The 17,718-nt window shown below is 66.1% G+C and carries 15 protein-coding genes; 7 read left to right on the top strand and 8 right to left on the bottom strand.

The window, feature by feature from the left end; all coding sequences use genetic code 11:
• Nucleotides 1-683 precede the first annotated feature (683 nt).
• Entirely contained in the window at nucleotides 684-1,634 is a 951-nt protein-coding gene (locus AB0M22_RS22260; RefSeq protein ID WP_364729759.1) for an Lrp/AsnC family transcriptional regulator, read from the bottom strand.
• Nucleotides 1,635-1,897: 263 nt separating this feature from the next.
• Between AB0M22_RS22260 and AB0M22_RS22255 the strand changes: the two genes are divergently transcribed.
• Together AB0M22_RS22255 and AB0M22_RS22250 are read left to right on the top strand one after the other, a co-directional pair.
• A complete protein-coding gene (locus AB0M22_RS22255) occupies nucleotides 1,898-3,454 on the top strand; it encodes an alkaline phosphatase D family protein (RefSeq protein ID WP_364729757.1) in 1,557 nt (518 codons plus the stop codon).
• Between the two features lie 51 nt (nucleotides 3,455-3,505).
• On the top strand, nucleotides 3,506-4,783 hold the full coding sequence (locus AB0M22_RS22250; protein ID WP_357382029.1) for an FAD-binding oxidoreductase: 1,278 nt from the start codon (nucleotides 3,506-3,508) through the stop codon (nucleotides 4,781-4,783).
• A gap of 947 nt (nucleotides 4,784-5,730) precedes the next feature.
• On the opposite strand, the gene AB0M22_RS22245 is transcribed toward AB0M22_RS22250, so the two are convergent.
• Nucleotides 5,731-6,540, bottom strand: a complete 810-nt coding sequence (locus AB0M22_RS22245) for a hypothetical protein (RefSeq protein WP_364729754.1) — start codon at nucleotides 6,538-6,540, stop codon at nucleotides 5,731-5,733.
• Between the two features lie 399 nt (nucleotides 6,541-6,939).
• Here AB0M22_RS22245 and AB0M22_RS22240 point away from each other — a divergent pair, with 399 nt between their 5' ends.
• Both AB0M22_RS22240 and AB0M22_RS22235 read left to right on the top strand, forming a co-directional pair.
• Nucleotides 6,940-7,473: a CAP domain-containing protein gene (locus AB0M22_RS22240; RefSeq protein WP_364729751.1), complete on the top strand. Its 534-nt coding sequence runs from the start codon at nucleotides 6,940-6,942 to the stop codon at nucleotides 7,471-7,473.
• Between the two features lie 687 nt (nucleotides 7,474-8,160).
• The gene (locus AB0M22_RS22235) at nucleotides 8,161-8,961 is read left to right on the top strand and encodes an SDR family NAD(P)-dependent oxidoreductase (protein WP_364729748.1); all 801 of its coding nucleotides are present in this window, start codon (nucleotides 8,161-8,163) and stop codon (nucleotides 8,959-8,961) included.
• Between the two features lie 45 nt (nucleotides 8,962-9,006).
• Here the strand turns inward: AB0M22_RS22235 and AB0M22_RS22230 are convergent, their stop codons facing one another.
• The 3 genes from AB0M22_RS22230 to AB0M22_RS22220 all read right to left on the bottom strand — a co-directional run bounded on the left by AB0M22_RS22230 (nucleotide 9,007) and on the right by AB0M22_RS22220 (nucleotide 11,280).
• Complete coding sequence (locus tag AB0M22_RS22230; protein ID WP_364729746.1) at nucleotides 9,007-9,339, bottom strand: NIPSNAP family protein; 333 nt, start codon at nucleotides 9,337-9,339, stop codon at nucleotides 9,007-9,009.
• Nucleotides 9,340-9,772: 433 nt separating this feature from the next.
• Nucleotides 9,773-10,189 carry a cytochrome c oxidase subunit 4 gene (locus AB0M22_RS22225; protein WP_150406507.1) on the bottom strand — a complete coding sequence of 139 codons (417 nt, stop codon included), beginning with the start codon at nucleotides 10,187-10,189 and terminating at the stop codon, nucleotides 9,773-9,775.
• Nucleotides 10,190-10,203: 14 nt separating this feature from the next.
• On the bottom strand, nucleotides 10,204-11,280 hold the full coding sequence (locus tag AB0M22_RS22220) for a cytochrome c oxidase subunit II (RefSeq protein WP_150406506.1): 1,077 nt from the start codon (nucleotides 11,278-11,280) through the stop codon (nucleotides 10,204-10,206).
• 437 nt (nucleotides 11,281-11,717) lie between these two features.
• Here AB0M22_RS22220 and asnB point away from each other — a divergent pair, with 437 nt between their 5' ends.
• Nucleotides 11,718-13,661: an asparagine synthase (glutamine-hydrolyzing) gene (asnB, locus tag AB0M22_RS22215; RefSeq protein WP_364729741.1), complete on the top strand. Its 1,944-nt coding sequence runs from the start codon at nucleotides 11,718-11,720 to the stop codon at nucleotides 13,659-13,661.
• Between the two features lie 55 nt (nucleotides 13,662-13,716).
• Here the strand turns inward: asnB and AB0M22_RS22210 are convergent, their stop codons facing one another.
• Nucleotides 13,717-14,685, bottom strand: a complete 969-nt coding sequence (locus AB0M22_RS22210; RefSeq protein WP_364729738.1) for a carbohydrate kinase family protein — start codon at nucleotides 14,683-14,685, stop codon at nucleotides 13,717-13,719.
• 214 nt (nucleotides 14,686-14,899) lie between these two features.
• Nucleotides 14,900-15,256, bottom strand: coding sequence for an iron-sulfur cluster assembly accessory protein (locus AB0M22_RS22205; RefSeq protein ID WP_364729736.1), 357 nt, complete (start codon nucleotides 15,254-15,256; stop codon nucleotides 14,900-14,902).
• A 258-nt stretch (nucleotides 15,257-15,514) separates the two neighbouring features.
• On the opposite strand from AB0M22_RS22205, the gene AB0M22_RS22200 reads away from it, so the two are divergent.
• Nucleotides 15,515-16,123: a DUF3043 domain-containing protein gene (locus tag AB0M22_RS22200; protein WP_223885608.1), complete on the top strand. Its 609-nt coding sequence runs from the start codon at nucleotides 15,515-15,517 to the stop codon at nucleotides 16,121-16,123.
• 162 nt (nucleotides 16,124-16,285) lie between these two features.
• Here the strand turns inward: AB0M22_RS22200 and AB0M22_RS22195 are convergent, their stop codons facing one another.
• Complete coding sequence (locus AB0M22_RS22195; protein ID WP_364729734.1) at nucleotides 16,286-16,444, bottom strand: hypothetical protein; 159 nt, start codon at nucleotides 16,442-16,444, stop codon at nucleotides 16,286-16,288.
• Nucleotides 16,445-16,529: 85 nt separating this feature from the next.
• On the opposite strand from AB0M22_RS22195, the gene AB0M22_RS22190 reads away from it, so the two are divergent.
• Nucleotides 16,530-17,507, top strand: a complete 978-nt coding sequence (locus AB0M22_RS22190; RefSeq protein WP_364729732.1) for a helix-turn-helix domain-containing protein — start codon at nucleotides 16,530-16,532, stop codon at nucleotides 17,505-17,507.
• The last annotated feature ends 211 nt before the right edge of the window (nucleotides 17,508-17,718 follow it).

Below are 17,718 nucleotides of genomic sequence, written 5' to 3'. Positions count from 1 at the left end.
CTCCCCCAACCCCCCCCCCCCCCCCCCGGGGCGCGCCACAAAACATGCGGGCCCGGGCGCCCCGCGAAATCCGGGGCCAACGGGGACCCACCTTTTTTCCCAGCACCCACCGGACGCCACTCTCTCCCAGCACCCACCGGGACACCACCCCCGCCCTCGGCGAGCAAGCCACGCATAGCGCCGTCCAACGGGAGACCATCGTGCACTCACTCCCACTTCGCCACACCCACGTCCCACTGGAACGTCCGTCGCGCGCGGTACCCGCCGCCAGCCGATGACCGACGCTCGATTCCTCGCTGCCGCAGTCCGATCCGGCCCCGTCGCGGTGCGCCATTTGACCGAGCGGACGACGTGGAGCGTCGGCCGTCATCAGCCACAACCAAGTCCCATTCGCCACCGGCCTGACAGAGGCTCCGCTGGGCGGGACACCACGGAGTGCCGGTACGCCGTTTACCGCCGCCATGTTCCGCGCGACATCGGGACTGGCAGAAATTGGCTCGCTATCTACCGCCGCGAACCGCGCGGTCACTTGGCGGCGTCTCTGCTACGACGCTACCGATTGGGACACCACTGAGCAGTCTCTCGTAGTTCGCCGCTGCCATGTCCCACTCAGCATTCCGAGCTGGTCTTATGGCATCGAACGGAACAGCGCGGAGACGGGTGCCGGGCAACGGTTTCCGGCTTCAGAGGAGTAGGGCGCCGGCGCGTTTGATGGTTTTGATGATGGGGGCGGTTTCTATCGAGTTGATGCCTTGTAGTGGGGCGATTCGTTCGGTGAGGTATGTGCTCAGGTCGGTGGTGTCGCGGCAGTTGATTGCTGTGAGGAGGTTGGTTGCGCCGGTGGTCAGGGCGGCGAAGGCTACTTCGGGGTGGTGGGCCAGGGCTTCGGCGACGGTGACGACGTGGGCGGGTTGGGTGTTGATCCATAGGCGGGCCTCGGTGTGGAAGCCGAGTGCGGCGGGCGGTAGGTCGAGGTGGAACTGGAGGACGCCGGTGCGGCGTAGGGCGGCGAGGCGACGCTTCACCGTTGACTCCGACCATCCGGTCACTGCCGTCAGTTCCGCGTAGGAGGCGCGGCCGTCCCGATTGAGCGCGTGCAGCAATGTTCGGTCGCCGTCGTCCAATTCGACAGGCGCGATGGACGATTCGACCGGCGATGGTTCGAGAAGCGCCGCTTGTTCCGGCGAAAGTGCCACCACGCCTTGCCATCCCGACGGCAACGCGAATCCCCGCAACACGAGATGCGCGGAGACCGAGACCACCCGGCTGGTCCGCGGCAATTTGTGCAGCAATAACGCATCTTGTTCTTGACCGCTCGCGGCCTGCACAGTGCACGACACTTCGGTACCACCGGACAGCAGATACACGAACGAGGTATCCGCCCGATCAGCCAACGCCTTGGCCACCGAACTCGCGGCATCCGGCGTGCAACGCACCCGCACCGTCCACGACACATACCCGAGCCGCCGCCCGTTCACCATCCCGACCACCCGCAAGATCCCCGCACCACGCAACTTGCGGTACCGACGAGCAACGGTGTTCTCCGAAACGCCGAGCACCGCAGCAATATCGCGGAAAGCAGCCCGCCCGTCGATATGCAGCGCATGAATCAGCCCACGATCGACGGTATCCATTGGATCAGGGTAGATCGATGACAGTATTCCGACGATCGGCGCTGGACGCCGCATTCGACGGCCGGCGCAGGAATCCCTCGAGTCCATGCAGCGCAACTATGCGCGCTTCGAGCGGAAGAGACCCGGCCCACGCGGACAATTTCCCCGCCTCCCGCCGGAAATTCCCCCTGACCGGCGCGAAACTGTCCACCCAGACCGGCCCGTTACCCAACCGGACCAAACCCGTTCACATTGCGTTGAGATAGCTGGTCCAGGGTGATCCCATGACTGGTTCGATCTCCCGCCGCACCCTGCTGCGCACCTCCGCTCTCGGCCTGGTGGCTGCCCCCGCGCTGGCCGCGTGCTCGTCGAACGACGGGCCGGGGCTGGTCCGGCAGCGGCCGGTGCTGACGCACGGTGTCGCGGTGGGTGACCCGCGCAGTGACGGCGCGCTGATCTGGGCGCGCGCGGACCGCCCGGCGAAGTTGATCGTGGAGACGGCGTCCACCGAATCGTTCAGCAATGCCAAGCGATTCACCGGACCGTTGCTCACCCCGGATTCCGACGGCACCGGCCGGGTGCGGATCAACGGTTTGCCCGCGGGCGAACAGGTGCACTACCGGGTAACTCTGGAGGGCGACGACGGCGGCAAGTCCGAACCGATCACCGGCGTGTTCCGCACGGTCCCCACCGGCGCGTCCGACATCCGGCTGCAATGGTCCGGTGACGTGGTCGGCCAGGGTTACGGCATCAATCCCGACCTCGGCGGCATGAAGATCTTCTCCACCATGGCCGCCCGCGACCCGCATTTGTTCCTGCATTCGGGCGATTCCATCTACGCGGACAACCCGGTCAAGGAATCGGTGACGCTGCCCGACGGGCGAATCTGGCGCAACATCGTCTCCGAGGCGAAAAGCGCTCCCGCGCAGACCCTCCAGCAGTACCGCGGCGCCTACGCCTACAACCTGACCGACCAGAACTATCTCCGCTTCAATTCCTCGGTCGCACAGGTCGTGCAGTGGGACGACCACGAGACGGTCAACAACTGGTACCCCGGCGGCCTGGTCCCGGAGTCCAAGGGCTACACCGAGCGCAACATGGACGTTCTGGCCACGCGCGCCTGGCAGGCATTCCACGAGTGGATGCCGGTGGAGCCCAAGGAAGCCGTCGACGGCCGCCTCTACCGCAAGATCTCCTACGGCCCGCTGCTGGACATCTTCGTGCTGGACATGCGCACCTACAAGGACACCAACGACGCGAACAACGGCCCCGACGGCCGCATTTTCGGTCCGGCACAGACGAAATGGCTGATCGAGGGTCTGCGCGACTCGAACGCCACCTGGAAGATCGTCGCCAACGATTTGCCGCTCGGCGTGGTCGTCAAGGATGGCGAGCAGCCGAACACCACCGCGTTCGAGGGCCCGGCCAACGCCGATCCCGGCGCGCCGTCCGGCCGCGAAACCGAGATCGCCCAGGTGCTTTCGTCGATCAAGGCGAACAAGGTGACCGATGTCGTGTGGCTGACCGCCGACGTGCACTACACGGCCGCCCACCACTACGCCCCCGAGCGGGCGGCATTCACCGACTTCGACGGCTTCTGGGAGTTCGTCTCCGGACCGCTCAACGCCGGCGCGTTCGGCCCCAACCCGCTCGACGCCACCTTCGGACCGGAAGCGGTTTTCGTGCACGCGCCGACGGTGCAGAACAGTTCGCCGCTCGACGCCTTCCAGCATTTCGGCGAGGTGCTGATCGACGGCAAGTCAAGGGAACTGACAGTCAATCTGTGCGATGCGAGCGGATCGGTGCTGTTCAGCCAGCGACTCGAACCGACCGTCCGGTAGCTCTCGAGATCGGGGAGGCGGCGCGGGCCGCGCTGTAGTAGCTTTCGTGCCATGAGCACGCCGCAGTTTGTCTCCGCCGAGGAATACCTACCCCGCGATACGGCGGATGTCGTTCGCACGGTTCGGGATTCACGCGGCCGCGCGGAACCACTCACCGTGCGCGGCGGCGAGCAACTCGACGATGGACTGACGCTGCCCGCCCAGCCGACGGTGGTGTCGCTGCGCCGGATGAATCAGGTGCTCGACATCAACCTGGGGCGGCGGACGGTGCGCGTGCAGGCGGGCGCCAAGCTGTCCGACATCGATCGGCGGCTGGGCGCGCACGGGCTCGGCCTGCCGATCGTGGGCGACCATCGCGACATCACCGCGGGCGGATTCGCGTCTGTGGGCGGGGTGAGCGCGGCGTCGCACAAGTACGGCATGTTCATCGATCAGGTCGTCGATCTCGAGTACGTCGACAACGACGGACGCATCGGCACCTGCGGGCGCACCCACCACGCCGAGCGTTTCCATCGCATCCTCGGCGCGGGCGGGCGCGCGGGCATCATCACCGCGCTCACTCTCGACGTGATCGATATCGACAAGGACCGCACCTGGCTGACCACCAATGCCGACCGGTTCCTCGACTTCGACTCGTTCGTCGAACACGCGTACGCCGAGATCATGCGGCCCGGCAACGCGGCGTTGCAGGTGGGTCGCTGGGTCGACACGGCGCCGTTGAAGGTGGCGCGCCCGGGCGGCGTCGGGCATGTGCAGTTGGGCACCGTGCGTTTCGGTCAGTGGTCGACCCTGCACCCCACCGCACCGACCCGCTCGGTGCGGGCCCGGCGCGAGGTCGGTTCGCGCGCGCGTAAATCGCTGGGCGTCATCGCCTCCGCCGCCAGCGGACCCGCCGGCATGCCGCTGCGCAACGCCGCGGCCGGCGCGGTGCTGTTCGCGCCGAAGGTGCAAACCCTGCGCGACGCCGAATACCTCGCCGACACCGCCCTCAGCTCGTCCGAGCGCGGCCCCGCCTACCGCGTCGGCATTTTCGCTCCCCTGTCCAGCTACACGTCGGTCTTCTACCGCCTGCACGACCTGTTCGCCGGCCACCGCGAGCGCACCGGCTGCTTCACCGTCATCTCCGCCATGACCTACGGCGTCCGCTCCCGCTACCTGCGCTCCGAGTCCGCCGCCCGCGGCCTCTCCCCCGAAGACCACGGCCTCATCACCTTCACCAGCCGCCTCCGCCCCGCCGCCCTCCCCTCAGAACTGTTGCGCGACATAGTCTCCGGGATCGACGAGATCTGCCGCTCGGAAAACGCGTTGCGCTACGAGTCGGAGGAGTAGGGACTTCCCTTTCTGCCACACTGACGCGCTGACAACTCCAGTCGGCGCGTCAGAGCGAACCATCTCCCCTCGCTGACCCGTGTCGGCCCTACGCCAAACGGGACGCTAATGCGGTGGCGCACCCGGTAGTCCACGCTAATGTCCCGTTCGACCACGAACGCCGCGCAGCTGCACGCCGAGCGGGACATGAGCGCGCTGAATCACGCACCGGCACACGCCGAACCCGAGAACGGCTCTCGCATCGAACGGGATATCACAGCGCCGAACCGCAGGACAGCGCACGATCAAGTCCCACTCGATGCGAAGACTGAGGCCGGACGGGACATCACTGCGGACAGAACGACATGACGTCGGGATGTCCTGCTCGACAACGACACTCCGACTGCGGACCGGAATACCTATCGCACCTATTCACTCGATAGACCAGAGTCAATCCCGGCCGACCACGAATGCCGCGCAGCAGCACATCGGGCGGGACATGATCGCGCTGAATCACGTACCAGCACACACCGAAGTCCCAACCGACAACGACCTTCGCGCCGAACGGGACTTCGCTGCGCTAAATCGCGAGATCGGCCACGGTGAAGTCCCGCTCGACAACTGACTCACGCCGGACGGGATTTGACTGCGTCGAATCGCAGGCCTGGCACGGTGAAGTCCCGCCGGACAACGAGACTCGCTGCGAACGGGTCATCACTGCGCCGAATCGCGAGATCGGCCACCGTGATGTCCCGCTCGACAACGACACTCGCGACGGACGGGACATCACTGCACTAAATCGCGCGGTATAGCGCGCCGATGTCCCGTCTGGAGACTATTCGCTCCGAGTGGGACATCGACAGACGCTAATCCGGCGTTGCGGCCTGGTGTTGGTGTTGGGCGCCCATCGGACCAAGGGGATGCGATGGGCGTCCACGGTGAGTGGCTTCAGCGGGTGGGTGAGCCGTTTAAGCGGAAGCTGCCGCTGCGGCGCTGAGCGGGGTGAGGACTGCGGCGAGGGGGCCGAGGATAGAACTGCCGGCCCCGGCTATCGAGCTGCCGCCGTCGAGGGCTGCGCTGCCGGAGCCGAGCGCCGCGCTGCCCGGGCCGAGGATCGAGCTGCCGGATTCCAGGCCCTGCGCCAGTGCCGCTCCTACTTTCAGTGCGGCGGTGACGGTGGCCAGCAGCGACGTGAGATCTGTTGCTGGAGCCGCCATTTGGACACTGTCGGCGTGCGTCGCTTCGGGGTTCGCCGTATCGGCAGAGTCGGCTTCGGTGTTGCTCGGAGCGGCCGGTTTGGTTGTCGCGGGGGTGAGGGCCGCGCTGCCGGACTCCAGGCCTTCTGCGAATGCCGCTCCGGCGTTGAGGGCGGCGCTGATGTTGGTCAGGAGTGCGGTGAGATCGAGTGGCGGAAGCGCGATTTGGGCATTGGGCCGGGCGCCTGCCGTGGTGTCGGTCCGATGGTGAGGGCGGGGGGTGTTCGTCCGGCCGGGCAGCGCCGTCGGCTCGGCCGGCGTGAGCGGCAGCCCGAGTCCGGTCGGGCCCACCTTCTCGCTGGTTGGCTGATCAGGTAGTGCATCCGCGTCGATCGTCGGCCGTACCGGCCACGCATGCCTGCCGACCGTGACCGGCTGCTGCGTGTCCGCGGCAGCGTCGGCCGGCTCCGTGACCGGCGCCTGGGGAGGTAGATCAGTCATGGTGGCGGTCAGGATCGCCGCTTGGTTCTCGGGTGACGGCCCGTGTTCGGTGGCGATACCGGTAGCGATCAGTGCGGTCATCGAGAGCATGGCCAACCGCATCGAACCGAGAGGGTTCCGTCTTGCGTTGTGTTTGCCCATCAGTTGTCGTCCTTAGTAACGAATCGATCGATTCAGTTGTGCCCGCACGTCGGTGTCACCGGATGCGACGAATCGGACGCTGCTACTCGCGCACGTTCGCCCATGGTCGAGCATGGATTGGGGTGAAGATCGAAAACGTCCGGTGTCCTGAGATGCGGCCATTTCGGATGTCAGGCATCGTATCGGACGGCTCGTCTCCCGCGCTAGGTTATGTGGTCGAATCCCGCGCTTTCACAGCCCGATTGCCACCAGGCCGCTGGACAGCACTTAGATCTTGCCTCCGCTCACGCCGAGATGTTAATGTTATTCAAACGTAATACGAACCGTGGAGTCTGAATTATGCGTCTTTCTCCCGCTCTGATCCGTTCCTTACTTACTTGTCTTGTCATACCAACTTCCGCCGCCTGCCTAGTCGCGTTGGGCCCAGCGGCTCTAGCTGCGCCGCCAGGTCAGTCGGTCACCGCGGAGGTGGTCAGCCTCACCAACGCCGAACGCGCGAAGGCCGGATGCCCCGCCCTGAAGGCCGAAAGTCGCCTGACCCAGGCCGCCCAAGCGCACACGGAAGGCATGGCCGCCCGCGGCGTCCTGGACCACAACTCGCCCGCAGGCAGTCCAGGCGACCGGATCAAGGCGGCCGGCTACCGCGCAAGCGCCTGGGCCGAAAATATCGCCTCAGGTCAATCCAGCCCTTCCGCCGTAGTCAACGGATGGATGCGCAGCGCAGGCCACCGCGCCAACATTCTCAATTGCGGACTTCGTGATATCGGTGTCGGATTTGCCAAAGGTAGAAATGGCACTCCCTATTGGACGCAGGACTTCGGTACGTCCAGCGGGCAGAACTCGAATACATCCCCTGGACACGCACGTAGGTAAAGCGTCCGAACAGTCGCAGATGCAGTCGACGGAAATTAGGGCGGGGAAGCCGAATTTCCTGAACGGCAATTGCGTCTATGCGCAATTGACAACCTAGGTTCTGCGCACTGAACCGTGCCCTGCTGGTAGCGATAGGTCGACCAGTTGCCGACCTATCGCTATCCACCGTGACACGCCGACCACCTGTCGGTATCGGCGCCGCCGCCCCATTCTCCTACGGCGACCGTTGAGCTCCGTTGCGATCGTTGAGCGCTGAACATGGAACACCACCGCGCCAACCGCCGGACCGCCCCGTTGAAGTCCCACCCGACAACAAAGACAGGTGATGCAACGTCCCCCGCTATCGGTCGCGACGATCCAGGATCACCGAGCAGGCCGACCACCAGGCCGAGGACTGACCCGCCAAGAAATGCGGCCTCGCAGAACATGGTTGCGACGTAGTCCTAACACGTTGGCACCTCTCCAGCCACCGACTCAGCGCGCGGATACGGATCGACAGCCCCCAGACAGCATTTGGCGAACACTCCCATCAAATCGGCGGCAAACTTTATACTGTGACCGGCCGCAGATGGTCGCCAGGTGGTAGCGGCGGCGGGCGGCTCGGCGCAGTTGGTGGGTGCCGTGCGTGTGTTCAGCCGTTCACGTGTGAAGGTTGCTGTGCCGATGCCCGAATTTCGTGCTGCCCCGGTGAGATCCGCTGATCGTAAACGTCATCGTCCGCCGGAGGGATCGCTGATCGGGCAGCGCGTGCTGATCACCGATGCGTGTTCCGACATCGGCCGGGCCACCGCGAATGTGCTTGCCGCCCAAGGCGCTCAACTGCTGCTGGTCGCACGCGGCAGTGACGAGCTCATCGCCGCCTGCGAGGAGATCCGCTCGGATGGCGGTGTGGCGGACTGGAATCGCTGCGACATCTCGGCGCTCGGCGACGTCGATCAGCTGGTCACCTGGGTGCTCGGCGAGTTCGGCACGGTCGACGTGCTGATCAACACCGCCGGACGCCCCGTGCGCAGGCCGGTAACCCAGTCGCTGCACCGATTCCGCGACTACCAGCGCATGATGGCCACCAACTACTTCGGCCCGCTGCGCCTCACCCTCGGCCTACTACCCGCGATGCTCCGCTCCGGCTCAGGCCATGTGATCAACGTCGGCCCCTGGAACGCGAACACCGGCGCCGCACCGAATTTCGCCTCCTACGCCAGCGCCCAGGCCGCCTGGACCACCTTCGGTCAATGCGCCGACGCCGAACTCTCCCCGCACGGCATCCAAGTCACCGCGGTCCACTACCCCGCCTTCCGCACCGACACCGACTCCGCCCAGTACAGCGAAGAGTCCACCCTCGAAGCCGACCAAACCGCCCACCGCATCGAATCCGCCATCCACACCCGAGCCCCCCGCCTCGAACCCCGCTTCACCCGCACCCTCTACGCCCTCGCCGGCGTAGCCCCCCGCTCCACCGCCCGCCTAATGCACGCCTTCGGCATCTAGCCTGTGCCGAGATCGCAGTCGGCAGCATGAGCGACATCCTCAACATCACGAGGCAGGCAGGTCGCCGACTGCGGGAGCGGACCGCATAAACACTTCATCCTTCTCGCTGAACAGTGCCGGCAACCCTCGGCGCAACTCCTGCGCGCGCCGAGTCTCCGGGTCGGCGGCCACAGCGGCCTGCACCCGCTCATACGCATCGCGATCGTCATACTCCCAAACCGCGACGACTCGCCCATCCTCGGTTTCCCACCGCCCCACCAGCCGAGCACCGTGACGCAACTGCGTCGGCAACAGATGGGTCCGGAAGAACTCATGGAAGATCGCCAGGTTCTCCCGCACCGCCTGATAGATGCGCATCCGATAGATCACGCCCGCCACCCCGTCCACCCCTCATGGAACCTCGACCGGTCACCATGCTGCCACGGAGCGAGGCACCCGACCGGTTGACAAAAACCAGAGCCCCCAGCATGCACACACGGCCCCGGCCGGAATCGCCGGTGCGACAAGGACCGTCCTCCAGCAGCACGCCGAACAGTCACCTCGGCAACGCATTCCACTATCCGACTGAACGCAAGCCGCACACACCCGATGCCCGCTGCAACCTGCGTCAAGAACGCCAACCTACGTCACGTAGGCCCTCGAACGCCCGCCTTCGGCATCTAGCCCTGAGCCAGCACGCCCACTTGACGCACGCTGCACCCACCTGACACACGCTGCAACCTACGTCAGGACCACGCAACCTACGTCAAGTCACTCTAGAAACGACGAAAGCCCCCTCCGCACACAGCGGAGGGGGCTTTCAACAACTAACTCAGTGCTTTTCCGGTCCCAGGTAGTACTCGAAAACCAGGCCCGCGGCCGCAATCAGGATGCAGATGACGCCGAGGCCGATCAACCAGAACTGGAAGAACGCCAGCCCCAGCGCGGTGATCGCGCCGGCCCCGGCCAGGGTGATCGGCCAGAAGCTGCCGGGCGAGAAGAAGCCCAGATCGCCTGCGCCGTCGACGATCTCGGCATCCTCGTAGTCTTCCGGGCGCAGGTCGAGGCGACGTGCGACGAAGCGGAAGTAGGTGCCGATGATCAGGGACAGACCGGCGGTGAGGACGGTGGCGGTGGTACCCGCCCATTCCACGCCGGTGCGGGACACGCCGGTGAAGTAGCCGTAGACAATCGCGACGATGATGAAGAACACCGTCAGCAGTTCGAAAATCCGCGCTTCGATCTTCATATCAGATCAGTCCCTTACTTTGCCTCGGCCGCGGTCTTGGTCGTGCGCTCGGTGTTGAACGGCCGGGTCGACGTGGCGACCGGCGATTCACCGATGGAATCGAGCGCTTCGGCGTTGGTCTTGCCCGCCTTGCGCGCGTCCAGGTACTTGGTGAACTTGTCCGGCGAGACCGCGCGCACCTCGAAGTTCATCATCGAGTGGAAGGTGCCGCACATTTCCGCGCAACGGCCGACGAACGCACCTTCCTTCTCGATCTTGGTGATCTGGAAGATGTTGTCCGAGTGGTTTTCCTTCGGGTTCGGCATCACGTCGCGCTTGAACAGGAACTCCGGCACCCAGAAGGCGTGCACCACGTCGGCGGCGGCGAGCTGGAACTCGATCACCTTGTTGGTCGGGAGCACCAGAACCGGCACCTCGGTGCTGGAACCGTAGGTCTCGACGGTGTCGTAGTGCAGGTAGGACAGGATGTCGTTCTCCGGCTTGCCGTGCACCGGGCCCGGCTGCGGGTGACCGTCCTTGGTCCGTTCCTTGTACTCCTCGAGCTGCTCCTGGTTCGACGCCTCACGCGTGGTGTCGATGCCCTTGAACGAGTAGCCGTCCTTGAAGTCCACGTTGCGGTAACCGAACTTCCAGTTCCACTGGAAGGCGGTCACGTCGACCGTGACGTCGGGGTTGTCCACCTTTTCGTGCACGTAGTTCTGCACGACGACGGTGAAGTAGAACAGCACCGCGATGATGACGAACGGCACCGCCGTGTAGGTCAGCTCCAGCGGCACGTTGTAGCCGGTCTGCCGGGGGAACTCCGGGGAGTCGGCCTTCTTGCGGTGGAAGGCGACGGTCCAGAAGGTCAGACCCCACACCAGCACGCCCATCAGCAGGGCGGCGACGACCGACCAGGTCCACAGCTCCCGCATCCGGGTGGCCTGCGGCGTGATGCCCGAGGGCCAGCCGAACCGCAGCCAAACATTGTCGATCGAGCAGCCCGAGACGAGCACCGCGGTGATCCCGAGGGACACCGCCAGCCCGGCCCGCCGAAGGATCCGACCCCGGGCGGGTCGTGCCCCGATCTCTTCGCTCGCCTTGTGCGCCACGCTCACGCCTTCCTGGTCGCCACACATTCCGACATTTGCACCGCCTGGGCTGCGACCGCCCCGGCGATACGTTCTAAGCACATGTCAGGCCCGTCCCCGGTCGAGCGCGTGCGCCGCCTGAGAATGGCCTGAGTACTACGCAGCGTAGACCAAACGGGGGCAGTCATTGTCGTCGGGTCGCATTCGACACTCCGCCGATCCCGGTCACCTGCGCATCCGTGATCAAAAGCCCTGGACAGGGTGCGCGCGACGCGCGAAGAGGGCGTGTGCGGCATACTCGGACACAACATTTCGGCCGCTGTGCTCACCGCGAGGGCAGGCTCCGGCACGTCCCGGAACGACCACTCGCGGCAGACACCGCGCACCGCCCCCGCAAGACATTCGGACGCGCCGGTTTTCGGCCGCGTCCCGACCGGAGAAACGAGGTTGCCGACGCCGTGTGTGGACTGCTCGGGTTTCTGACATCTGACGAGGCAGCGCCTAGCGTGGTGGAGCAGGTGTACGACGCATTGCACTGCGTGCGCCACCGCGGCCCCGACGAACGCGGCACCTGGCACGACGATCACATGATCTTCGGCTTCAACCGCCTGTCGATCATCGACATCGAACACTCGCACCAGCCGCTGCGCTGGGGTCCGCCGGAGAACCGGGAGCGCTACGCGCTGACGTTCAACGGGGAGATCTACAACTACATCGAGCTGCGCAAAGAGCTGGCCGACGCGCACGCCGCCGAGTTCGGCGAGGATTCGATCTTCCTGACCGAGGGTGACGGCGAGGCCGTCGTCGCGGCGTTCCACTACTGGGGTCCCGAGGCGGTGCGCAAGCTGCGCGGCATGTTCGCGTTCGCGATCTGGGACACCGAGACCAAGGAACTGTTCCTGGCCCGGGATCCGTTCGGCATCAAGCCGCTGTTCCTGGCCACCGGGGCCGGCGGGACCGCGTTCGGCAGCGAGAAGAAGAGCCTGCTGGAGCTGCTGCCCGCGCTCGGCCTGACCGACGCGCTGGATCCGCGCGCGCTGGAGCACTACACGGTGCTCCAGTACGTGCCGGAGGCGGAGACGCTGCACCAGGACATCCGGCGGCTGGAATCCGGCAGCTACGCGACGGTCGGCCTCGGGCAGGCGCCGAAGGTCACGCGATACTTCAACCCGCAGTTCAAGATTCGCCCCTTCGCCCCGGGTTCGGCGGCCGCGCGCTACCGCGAGATCGCCGAGGCGATGGAGGATTCGGTCGCCAAGCACATGCGCGCGGACGTGACCGTCGGCTCGTTCCTGTCCGGCGGCATCGACTCCACCGCAGTCGCGGCGCTGGCCATGCGGCACAACCCGAAGCTGATCACCTTCACCAGCTGCTTCGAACGCGAGGGCTACTCGGAGGCCGATGTGGCCGCCGAGACCGCCGCGGCGATCGGCGCCAAGCACGTGATCAAGACCGTCTCCCCCGCCGAGTTCGCCGCGGCGATTCCCGAAATCGTCTGGTACCTCGACGATCCCGTGGCCGACCCCGCGCTGGTGCCGCTGTATTTCGTGGCGAAGGAGGCGCGCAAGCACGTCAAGGTGGTGCTGTCCGGCGAGGGCGCCGACGAGCTGTTCGGCGGCTACACGATCTACCGGGAGCCGTTGTCGCTCAAGCCCTTCGAGTACCTGCCCGGCGGGCTGCGCAGGCTGGCGGGCAAGCTCTCCGAGCGCATTCCGGACGGCACCAGGGGCAAGAGCCTGCTGCATCGCGGCTCGCTCGGCCTGGAGGAGCGCTACTACGGCAACGCGCGCAGCTTCAGCGACGCCCAATTGCGTTCCGTGCTACGCGAATTCCGCCCCGAGTGGACCCATCAGGACGTGACCGCGCCGATCTACGCGCAGTCGCGCGGCTGGGATCCGGTGGCGCGCATGCAGCACCTGGACCTGTTCACCTGGTTGCGCGGCGACATCCTGGTCAAAGCCGACAAGATGACCATGGCCAACTCGCTCGAATTGCGCGTGCCGTTCCTGGATTCCGAGGTGCTCAAGGTCGCCGAGGGGCTGCCGTTCGAGCAGAAGATCACCAAGGAAACCACGAAATACGCTCTGCGCCAGGCACTCGAGGGCATCGTGCCGCCACACGTGCTGCACCGCGCCAAGCTCGGTTTCCCGGTCCCGCTGCGACACTGGTTGCGCGGCACCGAACTCTACGACTGGGCCCAGCAGCAGATCCTCGAATCGCAGACCGATCACCTGCTGAACAAGGCCGCGATCAGCGACATGCTCGTCGCCCACCGCGCGGGCACCTCGGATCACAGCCGCCGGCTGTGGACGCTGCTGGTGTTCATGGTGTGGCACGGGATCTTCGTCGAGGACCGGATCAAGCCGGAGATCCAGGAGCCGGTGTACCCGGTCTCGCTGTAGACCGAACGCAAAGTGCCCCTCACCGAAAGGTCGAGGGGCACTTTGCTTTCGACGATCAGAGCAGCGGCTTGATTTCCGCGGCGGCCTCGGCGCCGTAGGCACCGGCGAGACGCTCGAGGGCGGTCTCCTTGTTGAGGGTCCACTCCTGGGTGCCCATGGTCTCCAGGACCAGCACCGCGATGAGGGAACCGAGCTGGGCCGAGCGCTCCAGGCTGAGGCCGGCGGTGTGGCCGGTGAGGAAGCCGGCACGGAACGCGTCACCGACACCGGTCGGCTCGACCTTCGTGGTCTCCGGCACGACGCCGACGGTCAGCTCGGTGCCGTCCTTGTCGACGATCTGCACGCCGTCCGCGCCGAGCGTGGTCACCCGGATGCCGACGCGCGCGCCGATCTCCGCCTCGCTGAGCCCGGTCTTCTGCAGCAGCAGCGCCCACTCGTACTTGTTCGTGAAAAGGTATGCGGCACCGTCGATCAGCTGCGTGGCCTGTTCACCGTCGAGGCGGGCCAGCTGCTGGGACGGGTCGGCGGCGAACGGGATGCCGAGCTCGCGGCACTGCGCGGTGTGCACCAGCATCGCGTCGGGATCGTTGGCGCCGACCAGCACGAGGTCCAGCGTGTGCGCCTTGGCGAGCTCGCCGATGGAGATGTCGCGGGCCTCGCTCATCGCGCCCGGGTAGAACGACGCGATCTGCGCCATGTCGTCGTCGGTGGTGCAGACGAAGCGGGCGGTGTGCGCGCGCTCGGAGATCAGCACGCCGGAGCAGTCGACGCCGTGCGATTCGAGCCACTGGCGGTACTCGGCGAAGTCGGCGCCCACGGCGCCGACGAGCAGGGGCGTGCGGTTCAAAAGCCCCATGGCGTAGGCGATGTTGCCTGCGACGCCACCCCGGCGGATCTGCAGATCGTCGACGAGGAAGCTGAGTGACACGTGGTCGAGCTGATCGGCCAGCAGTGCGTCACGGAACCGTCCGGAAAAACGCATGAGGTGGTCGGTGGCAATGGACGCGGAAACGGCGATGGACACGAGGCTGGCCCTTCAACGGTAGGCGGCAGGCGGTGCAGACCGGGAACGAAGTCCCTGCATCACCGTACCAATGTGAGACGGCGGCTCAGCCCCCCTCGTTGGGGGACACGACGGAATCCGTCACCCCCGAAACGCGCAAGCCCACGTGAGCAATCCTCACGTGGGCCGGGCTGTTACGCGGTGAACCCGCTTACGACGAGTCGGACGGGTTCGGTCAGTTGAACGAATCGCCGCAGGCGCAGGAGCCGGTGGCGTTCGGGTTGTCGATGGTGAAGCCCTGCTTCTCGATGGTGTCGACGAAGTCGATGGAGGCACCCTGGATGTACGGGGCGCTCATCCGGTCGACGGCCAGCTTGACGCCGTCGAATTCGACGACGATGTCACCGTCGAGCGAGCGGTCGTCGAAGAAAAGCTGGTACCGCAGGCCGGCACAGCCGCCGGGCTGCACGGCGATCCGCAGCGCCAGGTCGTCGCGACCTTCCTGGTCCAGCAGCGCCTTCGCCTTGCTGGCGGCAGCATCGGTCAGCACGGCACCGTGGGTTTCGGTGGCGGTCTCGTTCTGCACAGTCATGAACTCTCCTCGAGGAACCTGTCGTCGACCCGTGAACAGCGCACGGGTCGTGTCGGTCAACACCACTCGGCGGGCTGCTATTCCCCATCTTGCCACCACCGCGCGCGCAGGAACACGCAACCTACGTGACCCGGCACACCTGCGCGAATCGGACCGCATTTCCCGCCGGGTATTCCATCGAATAGCCTGGTCGATGTGAAATTGTTCCGTCGCGGCGAGTCCAGCACCACCGACGCGGCCGCCGATCAGACGGCGGTCGTGGACGGCGGCTCGACCGCGGGCACCACTCGCACGGCGGTCACCGCCACCGCGGGCAAGGGCCGTCCCACTCCGAAACGCCGTGACGCCCAAGGCAAGCGACGCGGCCCGATCGCTCCAGCACCGCTCACCGCGAAGGAGGCCCGCGCCCGGCGCAAGGCCACTCGCGGCAGCAAGGAGGAGCGCAAACAGGCCTCGGCTGAACGCAAAGCGGCGGTCCAGGATCGGCGTACGCGCATGCTCGCCGGCGAGGACAAGTACCTGCTGCCGCGCGATCAGGGGCCGGTGCGGGCGTTCGTTCGCGACATCGTCGACGGCCGGCGCAACCTGGTCGGGCTGTTCATGCCGATGGCGCTCGTGCTGATCCTGTCGATGTTCGTGGCGCCCGCGCTGCAGACGATCGTCACGCTGGCCATGCTGGTGATGATGTTCTTCATGATCGCCGAGGGATTCCTGCTCGGGCGGATCGTGAACGGGCGGGTCAGGGAGCGTTTCCCGGATTCCGAGGACACCGGGTACAAGCTCGGCTGGTACGCGTTCGTGCGCGCGTCGCAGATCCGGAAGATGCGGGCGCCGAAGCCCCGGGTCAGCCCGGGAGACGCCATCTAGGTTGTCCGCTGCGGCGGTCGTCGGCGGCGTATCCAGGCCGACGACTCGACTCGCGCCGGAGGTTTACGTTAAGCGGCCTTGACGGCCGGATCACCTCGAACATGATTGCGGCACGGCTCGTGTACTCGAGCCGGGCCGCGGTCGGTTGCGGACACATGGGGATCAGATGTTGGTGGTTCGGCCGTGCATCGCCGAGAGATCGGCCTGCAAGCGCTGCATATCGCGGTCGGTGACGTTGGACGAACCCGCCGGTGCCGAGTAGTGCGCGACCGCTGCGGCGAAGGTGACGATGACTGCCATGGTGATCAGAAAAGTAATCATGGCAGTAATTTTGCGCTCGATGAGTTCCCGCCGAAAGTGGCTGAACTGACAAGGTTCGTAAATATTCAGCCATTACACTGGAGCCATGCTGTCGAAGGTTGCGGTCGTGCTGTCCGAGCGCATGGCCATGTTCGAATTCGGGGTCGTCTGTGAGGTTTTCGGCCTCGACCGGACCGCCGACGGGTTGCCCGCGTTCGACTTCAAGGTCTGCGGCGCAGAGCCGGGCAAGCCGCTGCACTCCAGCACGCCCGGCATCACGCTGACGCCGGAGTACGGACTCGAGGAGCTGGTGACGGCCGATCTGGTCGCCATTCCGGCCTTCTCGTCCAGGAGCGGGATCGATCCGCGGCTCGTCGATGCGGTCCGGGACGCCGCGGCGGCGGGCGCGATCGTGCTGACCGTCTGCTCGGGCGCGTTCCTGGCCGGCGCGGCCGGACTGCTCGACGGGCGCAAATGCACCACACACTGGACCCACGTCGACGCGCTGGCCGCGCTGTATCCGGAGGCGACCGTCGATCCCGACGTGCTGTTCGTCGACGCGGGCAACCTGATCACCAGCGCGGGCACCGCCGCGGGTATCGACGCCTGCCTGCACCTGGTCCGCCGCGAACTCGGCAGTGCCGTGGCCAACGCGATCGCCCGCCGGATGGTCGTGCCGCCGCAGCGCGACGGTGGGCAGCGTCAGTTCATCGAACGTCCCGTCGCCACCTGCACCTCCGACAGTCTGATGTCGACCCTCGAATGGATGAACGAGAACCTCGACCTCCCGCACACCATCGAAGACCTGGCCGCCCGCGCAACCATGTCCACCCGCACCTTCGCCCGCCGCTTCGCCGCCGAAACCGGGACCACGCCGGTGAAGTGGTTGACCAATCAGCGCGTCCTGCTGACGAAGCAGTTGCTCGAGGAGACGGACCTCGGGCTCGAACAGATCGCCACCCGGGCCGGGTTCGGTTCCGGGGCGTTGCTGCGGCACCACTTCCAACGACTGGTCGGCATCGCACCCACCGAGTACCGCCGTCGGTTCGGCGCGAATCTGGAAGCCGTCGAAACGCCCGCCTGATCCTCGCACGACGTGCACACCTGTTCGCGCTTGCCGACACACCCGTACGGCTCCTGACCGCTGCTCGGGGAAAGCCGTCGAGACCCCACCTTCCGGCAACCCGCCGGGTGGCGATCTGTCCGCGTCTCGTGACGTGCGAAATCCGCTACGGCAACTCGGGTCCGTTGCACGAGCGCCGAGACCATCGCGAGGGTGGGTGAGTCAGGGGACG

Origin of the sequence: Nocardia sp. NPDC051756 (assembly GCF_040681495.1) — a bacterium.
Taxonomy (GTDB): Bacteria; Actinomycetota; Actinomycetes; order Mycobacteriales; family Mycobacteriaceae; genus Nocardia.
Note: the sequence above shows the minus strand (reverse complement) of the source record. Positions and strands in the feature narration are given on the sequence as shown.

Excerpts from the sequence above, each read along its gene's own strand:
- AB0M22_RS22260 (WP_364729759.1), bottom strand. The coding sequence starts at position 1,634 with ATGGATACCGTCGATCGTGGGCTGATTCATGCGCTGCATATCGACGGG.
- AB0M22_RS22255 (WP_364729757.1), top strand. The coding sequence starts at position 1,898 with ATGACTGGTTCGATCTCCCGCCGCACCCTGCTGCGCACCTCCGCTCTC.
- AB0M22_RS22250 (WP_357382029.1), top strand. The coding sequence starts at position 3,506 with ATGAGCACGCCGCAGTTTGTCTCCGCCGAGGAATACCTACCCCGCGAT.
- AB0M22_RS22245 (WP_364729754.1), bottom strand. The coding sequence starts at position 6,540 with ATGACCGCACTGATCGCTACCGGTATCGCCACCGAACACGGGCCGTCA.
- AB0M22_RS22240 (WP_364729751.1), top strand. The coding sequence starts at position 6,940 with ATGCGTCTTTCTCCCGCTCTGATCCGTTCCTTACTTACTTGTCTTGTC.
- AB0M22_RS22225 (WP_150406507.1), bottom strand. The coding sequence starts at position 10,189 with ATGAAGATCGAAGCGCGGATTTTCGAACTGCTGACGGTGTTCTTCATC.
- AB0M22_RS22205 (WP_364729736.1), bottom strand. The coding sequence starts at position 15,256 with ATGACTGTGCAGAACGAGACCGCCACCGAAACCCACGGTGCCGTGCTG.
- AB0M22_RS22195 (WP_364729734.1), bottom strand. The coding sequence starts at position 16,444 with ATGATTACTTTTCTGATCACCATGGCAGTCATCGTCACCTTCGCCGCA.
- AB0M22_RS22190 (WP_364729732.1), top strand. The coding sequence starts at position 16,530 with ATGCTGTCGAAGGTTGCGGTCGTGCTGTCCGAGCGCATGGCCATGTTC.